Genomic DNA, 19,516 nt, shown 5'->3' on the forward strand with positions numbered 1-19,516 from the left:
TAATCGGGCGGTTGACGGAAACCGTATTGGCAGTAACCGGCACAAGCTATTACCACAATAATAAGGATATAAGAACGGCTGGGATATTGACTATATAACCTTACCAACACATTTACGGACTAACACCAAAATAATATATCATTATTTTTATATTGCAGCTGAATGCCTTGTCTTTTATGTAATGCATACCCAATGACAATCCCTGCATTAACAGGCAGCCCCCTGGCTGATACTGTAATTGTTTGCTTTCTCTCAAATACGCATAATGCAGACTTTATTTTTGCCAATGTTTTCAGCGTGACTGTTCTTTCTTCTTTTGTTGACTTCGTTGTCTGTTTTAATGGAAGCTGCACAAGATCAAAATTAATATTTGTATCATTAACTATGCTGCTTCCTATAAAACCTATCCTGTTTTTATTAATTCGATAACTAAATTCATTGTATAAATTCCATCCTGTTTTATCGGCGAAATTATATTTATAAAATGTAAAACCAGCCTGGTCTCCCCTGTCAGAAATATCACCCATGGAAATAATAGGATAGGCTCCTTCTGCATGTTTTGTTGTACCAACCATAATCCTGCATATTTTTGACTCGTCGTCATAGCCATATTCCAACTTATGGGAATGCCCGCATAGATAAAATACACTCCTGTTTCTTATCATAAATTTTAAGTTTTCCATTTCCACAGGCGTTAAAAATTTTAAATCATGATGGGCAAGTATAATTAAAGGACGCTGTATGCCCGTATTGGAAATTATTTTTCTTACAGACTCTGAATCAAGAAATAATTCTCCTTCTTTTTCTTGTCCGTAACATGTAATTGCAGTATTTAAACATAGTATATCTACTTTGTCCTCTTGATAAAAACGGTGGAACGATCTGCATTCATTACTCTCCTCCGGATGAATTTGTTTCTCTATCATGTCAAAAAATTCAAATCTTTGTAATAGATAGCTTTGTTCCTGATTTGTTAATGTTTCCCGGAATTTAGGATAGCTTTGTTTTATTTTTTCTATTTGCTCCTTATCACATGACTGCCTGGCCAAATCATGATTTCCCGGAACCAGATAAACGTTATCTGATGAAACATGCAGTGCTTTGGCAATTTCCCGAATATAGTCAGCAACATTAACAGCCTGTTGATAGAGATCTTCTTTCAAGGAATTATCTGCCATATAAGCCGAATCCCTGTAATCCCCTGTGACAAAGAGATAATCTGCTTCAAATCCGTTACTCTTTATAAACTCCGGAAGCTCATCCCTCAAAATATTGGAAATGACATTGTTGAATTCTTTATTCATATGTACATCAGAAATGTGCATCCATCTCATTTTTATCCCCCTATGTATAGCCGTTACGGCTAATTGAGTATATTGTTAAAACAATCCGATTATTAAATAGAAATCTAATTCTGCCCACCACACAGAAAAAATTATGAATCAAATAGTGACAGCTGGCCTTTTAGTTCTTTTTCCAGAGGGGCAGGGCGTTTATGGAGGAGGAAGTCGGTGGCATTATCGTCGAAAAGCCAGGTTTGTACCTCCTGGGGGCTTAGTATGAGGGGCATACGGGGATGGACGGAACTTATGGAGGGATTGGCCTGTGTGGTAAGGATGACAAAGCGGTCCCCGTCCTCATAGTGTCGGTAAAAACCGGCGAAGAGAAGGACACGGCGATCCGGCGCCCTGAAAAAATATTTATCTTTTTGTTCCGACCATTCGTAGAAGCCGGTTGCAGGTATGATGCATCGTCTTTGCTTTACGCTTTCCCGGAAGGTTTTCTTTTCCAGAGCGGTTTCGCTGCGGGCGTTGAAAATGACTCCTTTATTACTGTAGGAAGGGAATCCCCAGGTAAATTCCCCGGCGGTCAGCTGATCGCTTTGCTCACTGCCGGCAAGGATAACGGGGGCTTTGGCAGACGGATAAACGTCCCGCTCTTTGCAGGAAACAAGAAGCGCATCGTCTATCTGGCGGATCAGTTTTTCAATTTCTTTTGCGGTTTCGTCATTGATATAGTATCTTCCACACATTCTTTGTTCTCCGTTTTCTTAACTGTTCAGTACCTTCACAGTTATTGCAAAAATCCATCCTAAATCGCCTTCAGCGATGGGATTTTTGCACTCCTGAATCACTTTCTTACGGTCTGTGCAGTAAATGCACAGACCTGTTGGACAGTTACCCGTTTGCTTACTAAGTTTCCCATAATTCCCTTCTTTTATTCCTCTACAAACTCCATGGCGCTGAAGGCTTTCAGGAATTCTTTGGCGCCATAGCCCTCAAATTCTATTTCCATCATGGCATCGTCCTCACGGATAACTGTGCCGGGGCCATATTTTCTGTGGATTACGGTTCTTGGCTGTATTATTTCTTTTCCGGCAGGCTGCGGCTGCGAGGGTTCCTTCGGCAGCTCCGGTAAATCTGCTTCCAGCGTCTCTTCTGCCCTGCTTTGCCTGGCTTCTATTTCCTGCCGTACCATTTTTCTCAGCTCCTGCAAATTTTCCTGCGCCGGATCCGCTGTTTCTTCCTGAATCAATTCAGGCGGAATCATGCGGATAAAACGGCTTTCTCCCGGCATGACGCGGTTGTCCGGATTGGTATAATAGGAAAGCTCCAGGAAATCCTTTGCCCTGGTCATTCCCACAAAAAAGAGCCTTCTTTCCTCGTCCTCTTCCTCAAAGCCCGCGGTCCGCAGCGGAATCAGCCCATAATTCACCCCGATGATAAAGCAAAAGGAAAATTCCAGTCCCTTGGAGGCATGGAGTGTCATGAGCTTTACCCTTCCGTCTTCTTCCTTCGTTTCCTGCTCCGGAAGACCGTAAAGCACCGCATCATTTAAAAAGCTCCGCAAGCGGTCCGGCAGATTTTCCCCCTCCGAGGGCTGCTGCCGAAATAAGGATTCCAGCATGGCAAGGATCCTTTCCTTATCCTTCTGAAAAGAAGCAGAGGTGGGATGCAGATATCCATCCAGGGAAAAATAATCATACAGCGCCTGCGGGCTGTCAAGCGACGGGCAGCATTCCGGAAAGGCCAGCATCCTTTCATATAATGGCAGCTTCAGATCTTTCTCCCCATGAAGCACTGCCGCAGCCGTTTTTTCCGTGATCGGCTTTCCATTCCTGCGTTCTCCGTATTCTTTATGGCTGAGGGCATAGATCCCCGCCGGATAATCCTCCCGGCTGAGGGAAAACCGGAGCACCTGTAGCAGCCAGTATTGTACAGGACAGTCCCGGAGCGTGTGCTTCACCGAAACCTGAAAGGGAATTCCTTCCTTGGCAAATACCTCCTCCAATACACCGGACTGATTCTGGAGACGGTAAAACACCGCAATCTGTCCAGGAGAAATGCCGCTGTCCTGCAGTCCTTTAATCCGATCCGCCAGATAACAGGCCTCCTGGAAGGGATCGTAGTGTTTCTTTACCACGATTTTGCTTCCCCGCTCCCTGTTTCCTGTAAGACTGCTGCCATATTGGGAAAATACGGACGCCGCTTCCAGAATGGAGGCGCTGGAACGGTAGTTTACCGGCAGGGACAGCTCCGTAGCCTGGTATTCTGTGCGCAGTGTATAAAAAACATTACAGGCGCTTCCTCTCCAGCTGTAAATCACCTGATTGGGATCGCCCACGGCAAACAGCCTGGCTCCCTTATCAAGCAGTCTCCTCACCAGCGCAAGCTGCCATGCATCGCAGTCCTGCACCTCGTCGATAATTACCCAGGCCGGCCTCCATTCCACTTCGGCAAGCAAAGCCTCCGTATTCCGGATAAGGTCGGCAAAGGTCATCCGGTTGCGCGCCCGCTTCTCTTCCTTCATAGCCTGCAGCAAAACCGGCATATCATCCTGAATCCGCCTTCCGGGAGGGGAGGGCAGTTTTTCCCGGCCGTTTTCTGACGGCACAGCTTCCTCATCCTCCTGCTCAAGACGCTTCTTCAGCCGGTTCCGGTATTTGATCTGCAGCTTTCTGTCCTGGATCAGGTGCAGCGCCATATCCAGCTCCTCTTCCGGGTCCATCACCAGAAAATCCGGCGTATAGCCCAGCTGCTGCACCGGAAGCCTTTCGCGCAGAAGCTGGAGGGCCACGCTGTGGAAGGTCCCAAAATAACGCATCTGCACAAGCTCACCCTGATCACGCATAGCGCCCAGGCGTTCCCTGATCTCCCCGGCTGCTTTGTTGGTAAAGGTGAGAACCACCATATCCTCACAATTCACCCCGCAGGCCTCGTGCAGATACTTCACCTTGGCTGTAAGCACCGTGGTCTTGCCGCTTCCCACATTGGCGTTGACAAGGCAGGCGCTGCTGTCGTTAAACACCGCCTTTCTCTGATATTCATTCAATTCTGCCGGCAATACTTGTTCCTGCATGAAAATCCTTCCTGTCTGATCGTTCGTATTTTAAAAAGCCGTCTTAAAGAAACCATGCTATCTTCCGTTGAATACTCATTTTCATGAAAATGAAGCTTTACATTCAGAATTTCCTGTGTTTCTTCAGACAATCTGCAAAAAGCCGCCGTCCTTCTCACTTCCTGACTCCATGAGACAAATTCTTCCTTCGCTTTGTTATAATCTGAACATTCCGTAAGCGCTGTCCCCTGTTGTATTAATTTCTGTATTAACATACCCACTCCTAAATAAATGCCCAGCGGATATAAAACAAAAAGAGATTATCCTGTATATGCATAATGTCATCCTTCCATTCCATTACCTGATACAGTGCACCCAAATTGTTTAAAATATCCTGCCACTTTTTTAATGTATCCTTTACCTTTTCCCTGCCTATTTTAGAATTCACAAGATTATTCTGAATCCGCTCCGTTAACTCCGCCAGCTCAATTTCCACAAGCGGAGGATTATCTGCCAGAACCTTAAGGATAAGGCCGTAGATATCCCTGTGAGATTGATCCTTCAACTCATACTGCAATCTTTTCTGTCCTCTGGTGGGCGGCCCTGCTTTTAATATCCGTACAACATCCGCATATGGAAGATTTATACAGGTAAACCTGCAGCTCTCTTCTACTACTTCATCCGTAATAACCGGATTATCAGAAGGCAGCAGACCAATATTCAGACAAATAGCCTGCATTAACTGAGGCGAATGAATACTTTCCAGCGCTATCCTCGAAATCAATGCCTCGTCAATCCTGATATTCAGTTCCTTAAAGCCCTTCCGGGCAATTTCCTCCAGCTGTTTCTGCTCCCATGGCTTTATTTCTATTACGGAAATCCTGCCTGCCAGATCCGGATTCAGCCGGATAGCGTCATCTGAACGGTGAGGCAGGGAAATTACCACTGCTTTAAAACCCAGGCGAATTACTTCTTTCAGCTGGCACGCAATATCATATTGAATTTCCGGTGAAGCATAGTGAAAATCATCAAGTACAAAAATTTTATCTTTTGCCTTGAAATACTCTATTACCCTATCCTTATTGCCTTTGTAATTTTTTTTAACCGTCGTTGATTTCTGTTCCATTTTAGATAAATCAGACTGTTGTTCGCTTACCTGGGCATCCATGGACAAACCGACTTTTCTGCCAAGTATTTCCCAAAAATCCGAAGCTTTAGCAAAATCATTTCCCGACATAGATACAATACGTTCCTGTCCAATCACCCTCTCACACAGTACTGTCTTCCCCGTTTTGGAAGGCCCTATGATATACGTTAAATACCCGTCTATCTTTAAACTCTGCTGTAATCTTTCTTCATAAGTATACTTTGTCTCTACAGACTGTCTTACTACATATGTCAGTTCCGGATATGTCCCCGGTTTAAATACTTTTTGATACCTTTCATCCACCTTTATCACCCCTTTTTATACTTTTATATGTATTATAGCACTTATATATATCTTTTTATACTATTTCATTTGTATTTACCGCCTGAATAGTACTAAAATTATGTTTATATTACATTTTCTTATAAAAATGAACTTCAATTCCTATCATTTATCAACACTGTATATCTAACAGCAGAATCACATTAATAACAGGCTCCTCATACGGATGAATTTTTTTAACTTCCCTAACCGCAGTCTCCACAATCTCTACCGGGCACCGCACCCCCATCTTCATCTCCGTACCAAAGCAGATTTCCCCGGTTTTTCCGTTAAACGGGCTGCTGCCCGGTAACGGCCGCCAGGATCCCCTTGAGCAATGGAAAGCTGCCACATGGTCATAATTTCCGACCCGGCAGGCGCCGATATGCGTCAGCGCATCCCGTACCGGCTCAATATATTCTTCCGGCACATATATTTCCAGCTTCACTTCCGTAACATCAATATTCACTTTTTCCTCCATCAGTTTACCCTTGCCGCGCCGCTTCCTTTTTTTCCACTATCCTGCGTCTATATCATCTGGGCGCTGCGCAGATTACTTTATTATTTGTAACAGTCCTGTCTGAACCGTTACTATTATTTCTTATTTATATTTCTCATAAGCTTCTCATGGATCCTCATCCGCTCCTCCGGTGAGGCTTCCTCCTGCGTACGGATATCAAACCGCAGGCCGGCGGGCGCATCCGTATAAAAGCGGAAAATATTCTGAAGGCTGCGGTAATTGCTCTCCTCCAGCACCCAGTCCCGGTAAAAAGCATGGGATGTATACAGTATCAGCCGGCTGTCCTTCCACTCCACCATGGGAACCGTAGAAAGAAAGGCGGCAAAGGGATCGCCTTTTTTCTGCAGGAAAGCACAGAACTCCTCCCATTTTCCCGCCTGTTCAAGCTCCTTCAGGGTAAAAGGGCTGCGGATAAACGGCAGCGGCTCTTTTGTATCCTTGTACATTTTCACAGGCGGCTGGGATTCCTCTGACAGATTCTTAAGCCCCCACAGCACCAGCCCCTTGTCCAGTCGGTAATCCCCGATGCAGGCCGCGCAGCCTGTTTCACAGGAACAGCCGCCTACCAGCATGATCGCATTCTCAATGATACGGGGCATGCAGTCCGCTATTTTTTCCGCATAGCCCAGGCCGCCCGCATACTGATCATAAAAAAACAACAGGGTATCCATTCCCCCAAAGGGTATCTCCTCCTCTCCGGATAGCTGCGGATCCCATTCCTGCTCTCCCGCCGCATTGGAGGACATGGCCATTCCGATATCCTCCTGCTCCGTCATGGTCACCATCATCGCCGCATTCTTCAGCGCATACATGAGGCCTTCAAAATGGTTGTTGCGGATGATTTTGCCGTTTTCCCGGATCTGCATCAGCCGCCTGTAGGTCCTCGCCACATTGGCGGGTATCGGTATCCAGGTGCTCTCCGTATCAATATCCTTGCAAAGCGGCGCGGGAAGCTGTTCAAAGCCCAGGCTCTGATGATTATGGAACTGCAGCTTCCGGTACATGGTCACAATCGTATTTACATTCACATCCCCGAACACGATTTTTGTCCGTTTATATTCCGATTCCCTGACGCTGTGCAGTATCCGGATTTCCGAAGCAGATACCGGCATGGTATAAAAGTTACCCTGAAAGGGCGCCGCCAGGGCGGTATGGGTCTCCGGATCCAGCTGCGTCACCTGATACTGGACGCCGTCATGAAGGTAAACCGCTCCCTCATGGAGTTCCCGGAAGGCCTGCATTTCATCCATTTCCGTAATTTCCCTTCCGTTGTCCTTAAGGATAAGCTTGTACCTGATCTTATCAATATTACGCAGGCTGAAATCCCCTGCGGGAAATGCGCTGCCTGACCAGGCAAATTTCCCATTCTGCCCGTTCAGCTCCTTTACCTTCAGCAGCACAGGAATCGTCTCCCCCAGATCCGGGAACACGGAAATGTCATCCAGCGTCAGCGGAAGCTCCGCGGCGGCGGCCCGGATGTGCGCCAGCTCAATGAAAAGATTGTTTTTATCCACAATTGCGTTTTCGCTCGCCCCGGAAAACAGCCAGTCCGGGTTCACAGCCACGTACTGGTCAAAGGGCAGATTCTCCAGAATCAGATAATTACAGCAGGGCTTCCCATTCCTTCCCGCGCGGCCCGTCTGCTGCCAGAAGGAAGCCCTCGTTCCCGGATACCCCACCAGCACCGTAGTCTCTACTTTACCGATATCGATGCCAAGCTCCAGCGCGTTGGTGGATATCAGGCCGGTGAGCGCGCCGGATATCATTTTATTTTCGATTTCCTTACGCTCCGCAGGCGTATAGCCGCCCCGGTAGCCGGATATCCGATTAGCCAGAGAGGCAAAGCAGCCTTCCCCTTCCAGAATATCCGAAGCCTCCTTCAGCACCACCTCCACGTTTCTCCGCGATTTGGCAAACGCTATGAAGCTCCTGTTCTCCTCCACCAGCCGCACTATCACCTGGGAGGCCACCGCCGCTGAGGGCACCTGCCCATAGTCCTTTCCGTCCTTCCCCTTGATCTTGGGCGGCTGGAGGAATCTGTATGTTCTCGCCCCCGCAGGAGATCCGTCCCTGGAAATCCGCGAAAATTCCTGCCCGCATATTTCCGACGCCAGCTCCACCGGATTGGCGATGGTGGCGGAACTGCACAAAAACTGCGGTGCGCTCCTGTAGTATCTGCAAATCCGCGAAAGACGCCTGAACACGTTTGCCAGATGGGAGCCGAAGGCGCCTCTGTAGGTGTGCAGCTCATCAATGACCACATATTTTAAATTGGAAAAAATAAAATCAAAGCCATACCTGCTGTGGTTAGGCAGGAACGCGCCGTTGAGCATTTCCGGATTGGTCAGTATCAGATTGGCATTCTTCCGGATTCGGCTCCGCTCGCTGGCCGGCGTATCCCCGTCATAGACTCCCGCACAGACCCGGTCCTCCCCGAAATAATCCACCAACGGCCGGATGGCCCTGTATTGATCCGCCGCCAGCGCCTTGGTTGGATAGATAAAAATTGCCCTGGCCAGGGGATTTTTCAGGATTTCCTGAAGAACCGGCAGCAGAAAACCCAATGTTTTGCCGCTGGCTGTGGAGGTGGTGATGACCAGATTTTCTTTTTTCTGCGCGCGCTCAAACATCTCCGCCTGATGGCAGTATAAACGGGGAATTCCCGCATTTTCAAGATAGCCTTTCAGCTCCGGCAGCATATCCTGCGGAAACTCTGAAAAAACGGCCTTCCTTTCCGGGTATTCTTTTTCATAGACCACAAGCTCCTTAATTTCCATTCCTGACTCCTGTTTTATCCTGTTTCCGGCTTATCATTTTGTTTTTCTTTGCCGGTTCGGTTCCGATATGGCTTCCGCCGGTTTTCCGGCCCTGCTTCTGCCAGCACCTGGCTTAGCTTCTGCTTCACCTCCGGCCCGGCTACCGCTTCGCTTCCGTCTTTACTATGCCTTTATCTGATCCAGGATATAAGGATCCTTAATTTTATTATCCTGGGCAAATAAAACGATCTTGGACATAATTTCCGCCGTCTTAGGGTCTTCATCCAAAAACGGCAGGAACAGCTTTCCTCTGCTCTGGGAGTGGACGGGCAGCACATTAATCTGGTGCCCTCCCTGCTGATGAATCACTCCGCTGCCCAGATGGATGCTGTAGCTTCCCCGTTTTCCTGCAATCAGCGCATGGCTTCCTTCCAGGGTCACGTTCGTAATCCCAAACAAAGGCAGATTGAACTCGATGATGGCTCTGCGCATTTCCACGGTGGAATGGCTGGTCTCCGGGTCCACGCCGCCCGCATGGGCTACGCTCACCGCCAGATCCACATCCCTCATCACCTCCGAATATACGATATCCGGAAGCTTTTCGATTTTTATCTCTTCAAAGGTCTTTCTGTCGGTAAACTCCACCCATTCCAGCGCAGGCGCCTCCACGTCGCTGGGAGAAAACCAGTCCGCCTGGGCATAGATATGGGCGATGATATTATCCTTATAATAAATCTTCTGAAGCCCTTCCTCATAATCCGCTACCCAGCGCCTGGCCTTCAGGCAGGCCGCTGTTTTGGACGGCTGGATCTGATTTCCCGCAAACATCAGGGAATGGGTCCTTTCCAGTTCCTCGGGAAGCTTCACGTAAAGCTCTCTGAATACCTGCTTAAAGGGCTGCTTCTTCCCGCCTTCAAACAGGAATTTCTGATATGCCGTCCAGCTTCCCTCCTGGTACAGATCCGCCGGATGCGCCGCACGCAGATAATCCCCGGCATCCAGGGGAACCATCCTGCCGCTGTGATCCTGCAGCCCATTTTCCCGTAGGAACCCGCTGGCCGTCAGCTGGCTTTCCTGTCCGAAACCGCTCGCCGGCGATGGATTCTCCCGCCGGGAGCCGCCCGATACCGGCTGTTTATCCACGATCCACACAAGGCTGCGCACCACCGGCTCCGCCACCGGATTGCCGCACAGCTCCAGAAGCTCGCCGAACCGGTAACGCTCCCGTTCCTCCATGGCCTGTTCAAACATCTTCACCGTACGGGAATACTGCTCCTTCAGCTTCGTATATACTTCTTTCAGCTGCAGGTAATACTCGTTCTTTTTCAGCCTGGCCGGTACGGCCTTTAATGTTTTCCCGTCTTTCCCGGCCGCAATGGACGCCCTTCCGTACTCATCCACAGACAGGCTCAGGGACACGCCCTCCGCTTCTTTTTTCTCAAAAAATACAGCGTAGCTTTTCACCAGCTGCGTTTCCATTGCCAGGGTCAGACGGGTCACATCTGCAAAGCCTGCCTTGGTGGCCATGTTTTTCATGGCCATGGAAACCGCCAGGGCTTCGCTTGCCCTGCGCTGCGCGCCGAACTGCCTGCTCTCCTTCAAAAACTGCTGCAAAAATTCATATCGTTTCAGCCATTCCTCCTGCCCTTTTACAGGCACCAGGCCGTAGCTCATCAGCAGATCCTTATTTCTCTTTGCTTTAATTTCCGCCTCCAGCTTTTCCGCCGTCACCCTGTGAAGCGCCGCGTCCGCATACTTTCTGGCGCGGGCATGCTTGCTGCCGTCGGAAATATACTTGGCGGCGTCATACAGCCTGCCGAAGCGCTCCTCTCCCAGAAGTGCGTAGGCCTCTTCAAACCAGTTCACATCAAATGCCCCATTATTCAGCTCTTCCGGCGTCAGCGGCGTAAAGCGGACAATCATGGCCTTTTTCCTGTCGTCAAAGCGCTCGTTCATATGGGCCATAAAATAATAACAGCCGCTTTTCAGTCCGGGCCAGCCCAGATATTCTTCGATGATGTCCAGCCACTGGGGCGCATACATGGCTGTCTCTATCATTTTCTGTTCCTTGATCCGGGTGCCCTTCAGCAGTTCTCTCAGCTTCCCGGCATCCTCACCCTCCAGGGGCCAGCAGTTCTGAAGCAGGTAGCTTAAGCATTCCCTTTTCCCCGTACCGGTGCCTGACCAGTAATAATAGGTGGTCCGATCCAGGGTATCATTTCCCAGCGCTTTCAGAATCCCAATCAGGCGATCCATACCGAAAATCCGCTTAATGGACGAAATGCTTCCTGAAAATACCGTGGGCAGATCCCCTCTTTTCAGCTCCACATCCAGAATTTTATCCACAGCGCGGAAGAAAAATTCCCTTCCTGTTTTTACAAACGGACTTTCCGGATCCGGCCGTTCCGCTTCCAGCTCCGCCGCCGTCAGATAAGCGCCCAGACGGTTTTTCTCAAAGGGCCGCAGATGCTCCGCCACCAGGAGGGAAAGTGACTCCATGGAGGAGGCCAGGCCAATCGTTTCAAACATCGCCTGATATACCGTATCCGCCGGTATCATTTCCATCTGAAAGGCTTTTACATATTCAAGAATCGTCAGCTGCGTCCGGGAACTGTTATTATAGGAATACATCCGCTGGTTCCCGCGGTGTTCATTATACTGAAAACGCCGATCCAGGCGGTACAGGGCAAAAAAGCCTTCTCTGAACTCCTCCTGCGTTTTCCCTTCCGCCAGGGTGCGCATCAGGGCGGAAACCGCAGGGATATCCGTCAGCGCATACATTCCCGGATCATAGGCGTAATAGAAACGGGTGTCCTTCTCTTTTTCATACCACAGTTCTTTTTCTGGAACATCCCGGACAAGGCAGGCGGCCAGCTCCAGCGCGGCTTTCCTTCTCCACTGCCTTTCTTCCTCATTTCCATACATACTGTCTAGAATGGTCAGCACCGTATGCGCGCTGCTTCCATAACCGTTACTGAAATTACGATCCTGAGGCACCCGGAAATCCGCAAAGTCTCCCAGCAGAAGTTCGGCATTAGCGTACAGTACTTCCTGATTTTTCGTCCGGCCGTCTCCGATACTGTTTCCCCAGGCCAGAAGAAGAAGCTTCACCAAATGGGGATCACCGATATTCTCTTCATAGAAACGAATCCACAGCTCTTTAAAGGGATACCTGTCCTCCAGCGCAAGGGCGGTATCCTGGCTTACCATGGAAAGTCTGTCCCCCAGCAGCATTTCATAACCGTTACACGCCTTGTATTCCAGGTTTGCATTTTCTGTCAGGAGATCATAAAGGCGGCGCATGATTCCCTTAAGCTTTCCTTCATTGATACGCAGATAGGAGCGCAGCTGCTCACTGCCTGCAGGCAGCGCGGGACATTCGGGCTGCGCGGAAGGGCTGTATAGACCGTAACCCTCCTCTTCCAGAATCCGGCTGGAGGAAGCCTCCCCCGTCACCTCCTCCAGAAGAATCTGTTCCTTATCGGAAACGCCCTCCAGCTTTCCGGCCTCCTGTACGAGCCGGCCGACAAGCGCCTCCGGGCGGCCGCCGATCTTCGCTTCCCGCACCAGCGTAAGCCCGCCCTCGCGTACCTCCTCTGCAGGATCCTTAAGCAGACGTTTTACGGAAAGCTCCAGCCCTTCGTCATCCCGTCTTTGCAGCAGCTTCAAAACATTCTGGCGGATATCCCCCTTTTTATACTTCAAAAGCGCTTCCATCTGCCTGTAATCCTCATCGGAAAGCTCCAGCTTTTCCACCAGCCGGTACGCAGTCTGCCTGGTACTCGTCTCCCTGTCCCCCAGGAAGCTTAACAGAAGCTTTTTCTGCCTGTCATTCTCCGGCGCATGGAGAAGAAGCTCCACCCATTTCGCACGGCTGGTGTAAACGTCGCTTAAATTCATCTCCGACAGCCGGGCAGCCGTTTCCTCAATGCGGGCTTCCTCACCCAGTATGTATGCAATCACACACATCCGCTTCAGAATATCCCCCTTAGTCAGCACCACGCCGTACCAGGGAAAAATACAGGGAGAAAATTCCAGGGTTTTCTTTTTCATACCCAAAAGTAGCCCTTTGAGCACCTCATAGTGCGCCCTGGCTTCCTTTGCATCTTCAAAGAGCCATTCTACAGGAATCGGGCGGTAAATCGTCCCCCTCTTATTATCCTGCGGACGCACCTGTACCGCCCAGCCCGCATACTCCTCCGCCCGCGTCAGGTAGGTGGGCATAAAAGCCGCCAGGATTTCCGGATCCGACGCATACTTTAAAAACGCCTTCTTTGCCGTAATCTCGGTAAAGGCTTCCCACTCCAGGGTCCGGTTAAAATAGGACATGGTAAGAATCTGGTTTCTCGTGCCCTGCTCCAGATACTCCCCCATCACCGCAATGGCGTCCTGCAGCTCATAAAAGGCCAGCGTCCACAGGCCCACCGCAATCTGTATGCTGTCATTCGTCTGCACATATTCCCGTGCTATGGCAGGCTCTTTTATTGAGGCCTCCATCAGTCTCAGCATTTTTTCGGAAATCCGATCCGCATTTTCCACATCGCAGATGCCCGTCCAGGTTGCCACCGCCCGCTTCACCGAAGCAAAACGGATCAGGTTATTTGCGCAAACCGTATCAAAAATCCGCCGGAAGGCCGCGATAGTACCGCAGTCCGCATTTTCGCAGACGGCCTGCCTGACGCCCTCCTGCAGTCTGGCCGCCAGCAGGAAATCCGCCAGCAGCTGATGAAGCTCATCGTTGGAGCTTTTGATAATGCCGCGGATCAGATCCACGGTGATAACCGCCGTATTATTGTCACTGAGTATCAGCTGTCTGGCCGTTTCGATAACCTGTGCATCTCCGCGGTCAATTCTGGCAGCGATCATATCGTCCAGATGTTTCAAGGAAAATGAATACACCTGATTTCTTTTATAATCCAGCTTTTCCTCAGGCAGCCGGTCCATCAGATAATCCGAAATGCTGCAATCATAAAAATCCATAATCCGGTAAGCATACAAAAGCCGGAATACCTGTTCCAGGCTGGGAAAATAGGATTTTGTCCGCACCGTCCTGCGGTATATGCTGTGGGAATAGGGAAACTGGTTGAATTTATCAATAATCTCATAGAGATCCTCTTCAAACTGTTTTCCCGCAAACAGCCGCACCAGCTTCCGGTAATATGCTTTCATAAATTCGGAGGGCGTGCTGAAATTTCCCTGTTTCAGCCGCTCCTGGGCCGTTTTCAGAAAGGTCAGGGTATCCTGCCTGTACCCGCCGAATTTCTCCATTTCTTCCGCCGCTTCCTTAATCTCTCCCGGAACGAGCAGAAGTTTACGCTTCCATTTTGCCCGGTATGCTTCCACCAGCTTCTGTCTGCTCTGATAATCGTATGCCATCCCTTTTCTCTCCTTTTGCGTAACCGTTCAATGATAAAAAATGTCTTTGCCGCTACCACATTCTTCCCGCCAGCATCGTCATCCTTACAAAGGTCAGTTCGCTGTCCTCCCGAAGCGCTATCCGTTCCTCCAGCGTTTCCAGCCTTTTCCCCTCCAGAAAAATTACCGCAATTCCATCCTCAAAGCACTGGCAGGCATTCTTCACGGCGTTTTCAAAATCTGCCGTTCTGCCGTCATATGCGATTCCAAAGGATATCTTCCCCGTCCCTGCCTGTTCTTCTATATCCTCTCCGGACAGAACCGCTTCCACCTCCGTCCGTTTCCTGCGCTTTGTAAATTCCTCCAGATTTATACGCACCGTTTCCCGAAGGAGCTTTTCCACCGTATCCACCCCTTCCGGATACTCATAAAAAACAGGCTCTATTGCGCCGCGGTTCTTTCCGATTTTCTTTACATTGATTTTAACCCTCATACGATACCTCCCTGCCGGGCGCTTCTTCTCTTATCAATTGCATTCATCCTGCAGCGCTCCTTTTCCTGTCCTATGAGAACTTTTGTTCTCCCCTTGTTACAGTATACAATCTACTGCTTTCCCCAGTCAATGCTATTGAAGAGATCCGGAGTCCTTTCCGCAGAAAATAATTGGGGTGCAATGGCTGTTAAGGGACAAAAGCAGAATAACCGGCCGGATTATCAGCTGCAGTACCGTCTGGACAAGATGCATGACAATGACTACTATGTCTTAATCAGGTTCCGGGATCCTGACTATATTTTTATAAATGCATTGTCTCTGGCTATCCTGGAACGGATGGAATAGAAAAAAAGGAACTGTATTTTACCCCAGTTCCTTTTTATTATGGCAAGCTCAACTGCCGGTGTTGCGGCCACAGTGTTATTTCAACCGCAGCCGCGTCTTTCTCCCGCCCTGGCCTTATTTTATTGCGGATCTATTTCAGTTCAATTTACTTTCAGTATTATTTTCTTTCGGTTCTATTGCTTTCAGTATTATTTTACTTCCAGCTCCACAACCGCCGGCTCACAGCCTTCTGCAGTAAAGGTCACTTTCACGGCGCCCGGCCTTCTGCCTGCACGCACTGCCGCCATCATATAGCCGTCGTAGGTTTTCCAAGTGGTATCCTGGTAGCTTCCCAGCGCCTGGGGATCTGCGCTTCCAAAGCCCTGGAGCGTCCCCGCGCCTTCCACCTGCACCGTAACCTCTTTTACCGCCTGCAGGTTCTCCCTGCCGTCCTTATCCCGCAGCGAAACCGTGAGGAAGGAAAGATCCGCGCCATCTGCCTTAAGGCTGCGGCGATCCGCTTCCACACAAAGCGAAACCTCCTCCGCCGCGGTTTCCAGGATGTGCGTCCCGCTTATTTCACCGTCCACATAGCTGACAGCCTTCAGTTCCCCAGGCTCATAGGCGGTTTCGAAAGCGGCCGCAAAGCCCGCGCCTTCCCCTGCCGCCTTCCGTCCCAGGGATTTCCCGTTCAGGAACAGCTCCACCTCATCGGCATCTGAATAAACATCAATGCTTACCGGATTTCCTTCCTGCCCCTTCCAGGTCCAGCTGGCAATATTATTTTTCCACATCCAGGGTGTTTTCCCGCATTTTTCCCCATAATGCTCCGGACGTTCCACCGCGATATAGGGATTTTTGCGCAGGCCGTAAACAATTTCCCTTAAATAGCTGATGGGACGGCGATAGCCGATGAGATTAATATCACCGATATAGGCCACTCTGTCCGGCCAGTGGGAAGAAAAGTTCACAGTCCCGTCATAATAGAAAATCCCGATTCCCGCTTCTCCCAGATAGTCATAGCCCGTCCAGGTCATATCGCCTATCACATGCTTATTGTTCTTTACAATGCTCCACAGCCTGACAATGTCCGCCGGGAAGGTTTCTGTTCCCAGCACGATTCTGTTGGGACGGATCTGATGCTCCATCTCATGGCGGCCCGTCATATAATTGTAGCCGGCAATATCCATGGCGTCCACGAATTCATCCGTTTTCTCCGTCATAATGCGGTGGGAGGCCATAGCGTCCGCCATCGGTCCCACCATCATTCCCATCATGCTGTTGAGTCCGTCGCTGCCGCCCTCATTCTGGCCCGCGCCTTCCTTTTCGGCCTCCTGGCCCTCGTTTTGTGCCTGCTGCGCCGCTTTTGCGGCCTCCGCCATCATCTCTTCCGGTGTTTTTCCCAGAATATCCGACATAATCTGTCCCATGGAATCCATGACCGCCAGCATGCCGTTGATAGCATTGGTGGTATATCTGGTATTGTCAAGGCTCTTGATTTTCTCATTGATTCTGCGGTTAAGCTCCGCACCCTTGGCTGTTCCGGCTTCCTGAATCTCATTTCCCATGCTGTAAAGGATAACGGAAGGATGGTTATAATCCTTTGCCACCAACAGCTCCACATCCTTTTCCCAGTAATCCTGAAAATTCATGGAATAATCATTATTGTTTTTGGAACGTGTCCACATATCGGACAGCTCGTCCATTACAAGCATTCCCAGCCTGTCACAGGCGTCAAGCATTGCCCTGCTCATAGGGTGATGGGAGCTTCTGATGCAGTTGAAGCCCGCAGCCTTCATGATTTCACATCTGCGCTCCTCCGCCCGTTCCAGCGTGCAGGCGCCGATAATCCCATTATCATGGTGAATACAGCTTCCCCGCAGCTTAACCTCCCTGCCGTTGATTCTCAGGCCGTTAACCGCATCCAGGGAAAGCTTTCTGATGCCAAAATGATCCTCCGCCTCATCCCATACGGTTTCCTCCTGTACCGCCCGTACAGCGCAGTGATACAGATTCGGAGTATCGCAGTCCCATAAAAGAGGATGCGCCACCGCCATTCTCTGCCTGACCGTAATCTCCGTACCGCCGAACACCGTGGCATGGGCCGTATCCGAAGCCGTGATATTTCCCTGCGCATCCCTGATTTCCGTTATCAGACAGATTTTCCTGTTGCACTTTTCCTCATTGACCAGTCTGGTTTCCACGGCAACCACCGCGGTATTTTCATCGATTTCCGGCGTTGTTATGCGCAGGCCGTCCGTCCGGATGTGGAGGCGCTTCCCCGTCAGCAGATTCACATTGCGGTAAAGGCCGCTTCCCGAATACCATCTGCTGTTCAGCTCCATTCCGTTATTGACGATAACCTTCAGTTCATTTTCCTGCCCGTATTTGAGAAAATGATCCAGGCATACGTAGAAATTGGAGTATCCGTGCGGATATCCCCCCGCATAGTCCCCGTTCACGTACACCCTGGCATTCATATAGGCGCCTTCCAGCTCCAGGATAACCGTTTCATTTTCCCACTCCTCGGGAACGAAAAACTTCTTTCCATAGTGGTACAGGCCTCCCGGATAAAATCCCGTCTGGCTGCCGTTTCTGGTATCAGGCGTCCTTTCCTCCTCCACCATGGCATCATGGGGAAGCGTTACCTTTTTTTCCTCCTTTTTGCCGTTAAGGAAAGCCTCAACCAGGGAACCCCCGGCGTTGCTGCTCACCGTCCAGTCCTCATTAAATTGTTTTCTCAGCATACCTTACCTCCTTCTGCCTTCCGCAGGCGCAGCCGCCAAAAAAAGCCGGACAGCGCGCTTTATAAAAGGAGTATATAATTTTTGAAAGGTTTTCCGCAATAACCGGTCCCGCACATTTACATTTCGGCTGTAACCAAAACCGACTTCCTTTACGCCTCTTTTTCACTGCTTCATCAGTTTTTTCTCCGTGGCCATCAGCCCGTTTTCATAGTTTTCTATCTTCTGGTTCAACCGTTCCAGAGAACGCTGCATATCCTCCATCCTGGCCGTCAGCTGATCCCTCTGCTCCATCAGCAGCGCCTTTCTGGCATCAATGGTGGAATCCCCCTGTTGGAACAGCGCAACATATTCTATCAGCGCCTCTATCTGGACCCCTGCGCTTCTCATACACTTCATCAGCTCTATCCATCTGCAGGATTCCTCATCATAGTTCCTGATGCCGCTTTTATTCCTGGGCACCTGGGGAATCAGCCCGATACGTTCATAGTAACGCAGGGTATCCTGCGTCATACCATATTTTCTGCTCACTTCCGCAATTGTCATAATCACTTGCGCTCCTTCTTAACTTATATTTATTCCCGCGAGCAACGAGCCAAGTAGCCATGCTTGCATGGATATTTGGCGACTGCCGCGAGGGTCAAAGACCCCGCTGCTCTGCAGCGCTGCAAGTTTAATACCCCGTTGCTTGCAGCGGGGTCTTTGATTGCATCAACCTGGTTTCCAAGTCTATCATAGCACCTTGTCCCTGCTCCAGGTCAAGAGCCAGTGCACACAGCTTATAAAAAATGCATGGTACAGTAGCTATTTACGCACGAAATATGCTTGACAGAAAGTGGCCCTGCGCATATAATGAACATTGTTCGGTTGCGAATTTTTCTTTCAAACTAACGATTGATGCACTATCGCAGCCATGTCTGCGATATAAAAGAGGTATAAGCATGAATAAAAATGTCACTTCCAGGCAGGAGCTGATTGACGCTGCCATGGAAATTGCACGCACGGAAGGCGTCCATAAAGTGAACATCCGCAACATAGCCCAAAAATGCTCCATTTCAGTGGGTGTCCTGTATAATTATATCCCGACAAAAACGGATTTGATTTTTGCTGTGGTGGAAGGCTTCTGGACGGATGTTCTGCGCACCCTTACCGGTATGGAACCAAAAACAGCCGGATTTACCGACTTTGTAGCTTCCTTATATGAAATAATGAATGCCCATCTCAATGATTTTGAACGTGACTGGCTTGCCCAACTGGAAACCATGGATCCGGAAGATAAGAAAAGAGGCCGCAGGCTGGAGGAACAGTGCTTCCAGGTACTCAGAAACCTTCTCCGGGATGCCCTTGACAGAGATCCGTCTGTTTCCCCGGATATCTGGAACGCGGACTATACGAAGGAACAGTTTGTGGAATTTGTTTTCCATCATTTGATGTCCCTGCTGCGCTCCGGCGCTGATAACTGCAGCTTTTTTACCAAAACCCTACAGCGGATTCTGTACTAAAAAACCGGCAGCGGAA

At 49.6% G+C, this 19,516-nt stretch carries 12 protein-coding genes; 2 read left to right on the plus strand and 10 right to left on the minus strand.

Going from position 1 to position 19,516, the window contains the following annotated elements; all coding sequences use genetic code 11:
* Nucleotides 1-119: 119 nt before the first annotated feature.
* The 8 genes from FYJ45_RS16520 to FYJ45_RS16555 form a co-directional block, all read right to left on the minus strand.
* A complete protein-coding gene (locus FYJ45_RS16520; protein ID WP_154465875.1) occupies nt 120-1,334 on the minus strand; it encodes a metallophosphoesterase family protein in 1,215 nt (404 codons plus the stop codon).
* Nucleotides 1,335-1,435: 101 nt separating this feature from the next.
* On the minus strand, nt 1,436-2,032 hold the full coding sequence (locus FYJ45_RS16525) for an SOS response-associated peptidase (protein WP_154465877.1): 597 nt from the start codon (nt 2,030-2,032) through the stop codon (nt 1,436-1,438).
* A gap of 185 nt (nt 2,033-2,217) precedes the next feature.
* Nucleotides 2,218-4,359, minus strand: a complete 2,142-nt coding sequence (locus FYJ45_RS16530; RefSeq protein WP_154465879.1) for an ATP-dependent helicase — start codon at nt 4,357-4,359, stop codon at nt 2,218-2,220.
* 262 nt (nt 4,360-4,621) lie between these two features.
* On the minus strand, nt 4,622-5,788 hold the full coding sequence (locus tag FYJ45_RS16535) for a hypothetical protein (protein ID WP_035323273.1): 1,167 nt from the start codon (nt 5,786-5,788) through the stop codon (nt 4,622-4,624).
* Between the two features lie 151 nt (nt 5,789-5,939).
* Complete coding sequence (locus FYJ45_RS16540; protein WP_276924981.1) at nt 5,940-6,275, minus strand: cytochrome C biogenesis protein; 336 nt, start codon at nt 6,273-6,275, stop codon at nt 5,940-5,942.
* Nucleotides 6,276-6,400: 125 nt separating this feature from the next.
* Nucleotides 6,401-9,103 (minus strand): DEAD/DEAH box helicase, encoded by a 2,703-nt coding sequence (locus FYJ45_RS16545; protein WP_154465883.1) that lies wholly within the window; start codon nt 9,101-9,103, stop codon nt 6,401-6,403.
* Nucleotides 9,104-9,265: 162 nt separating this feature from the next.
* On the minus strand, nt 9,266-14,458 hold the full coding sequence (locus tag FYJ45_RS16550; protein WP_154465885.1) for a DUF4132 domain-containing protein: 5,193 nt from the start codon (nt 14,456-14,458) through the stop codon (nt 9,266-9,268).
* A 52-nt stretch (nt 14,459-14,510) separates the two neighbouring features.
* A complete protein-coding gene (locus tag FYJ45_RS16555) occupies nt 14,511-14,930 on the minus strand; it encodes a hypothetical protein (protein WP_102288453.1) in 420 nt (139 codons plus the stop codon).
* A gap of 180 nt (nt 14,931-15,110) precedes the next feature.
* Between FYJ45_RS16555 and FYJ45_RS16560 the strand changes: the two genes are divergently transcribed.
* Entirely contained in the window at nt 15,111-15,275 is a 165-nt protein-coding gene (locus FYJ45_RS16560; RefSeq protein WP_154465887.1) for a hypothetical protein, read from the plus strand.
* 188 nt (nt 15,276-15,463) lie between these two features.
* Here the strand turns inward: FYJ45_RS16560 and FYJ45_RS16565 are convergent, their stop codons facing one another.
* Nucleotides 15,464-18,001, minus strand: coding sequence for a glycoside hydrolase family 2 protein (locus tag FYJ45_RS16565; RefSeq protein ID WP_154465889.1), 2,538 nt, complete (start codon nt 17,999-18,001; stop codon nt 15,464-15,466).
* A 162-nt stretch (nt 18,002-18,163) separates the two neighbouring features.
* Nucleotides 18,164-18,544 carry a MerR family transcriptional regulator gene (locus FYJ45_RS16570; protein WP_021638553.1) on the minus strand — a complete coding sequence of 127 codons (381 nt, stop codon included), beginning with the start codon at nt 18,542-18,544 and terminating at the stop codon, nt 18,164-18,166.
* Between the two features lie 395 nt (nt 18,545-18,939).
* On the opposite strand from FYJ45_RS16570, the gene FYJ45_RS16575 reads away from it, so the two are divergent.
* Nucleotides 18,940-19,500 carry a TetR/AcrR family transcriptional regulator gene (locus FYJ45_RS16575; protein WP_195841854.1) on the plus strand — a complete coding sequence of 187 codons (561 nt, stop codon included), beginning with the start codon at nt 18,940-18,942 and terminating at the stop codon, nt 19,498-19,500.
* Nucleotides 19,501-19,516 lie beyond the last annotated feature (16 nt).

Origin of the sequence: Eisenbergiella porci, assembly GCF_009696275.1 — a bacterium.
Taxonomy (GTDB): Bacteria; Bacillota; Clostridia; order Lachnospirales; family Lachnospiraceae; genus Eisenbergiella; species Eisenbergiella porci.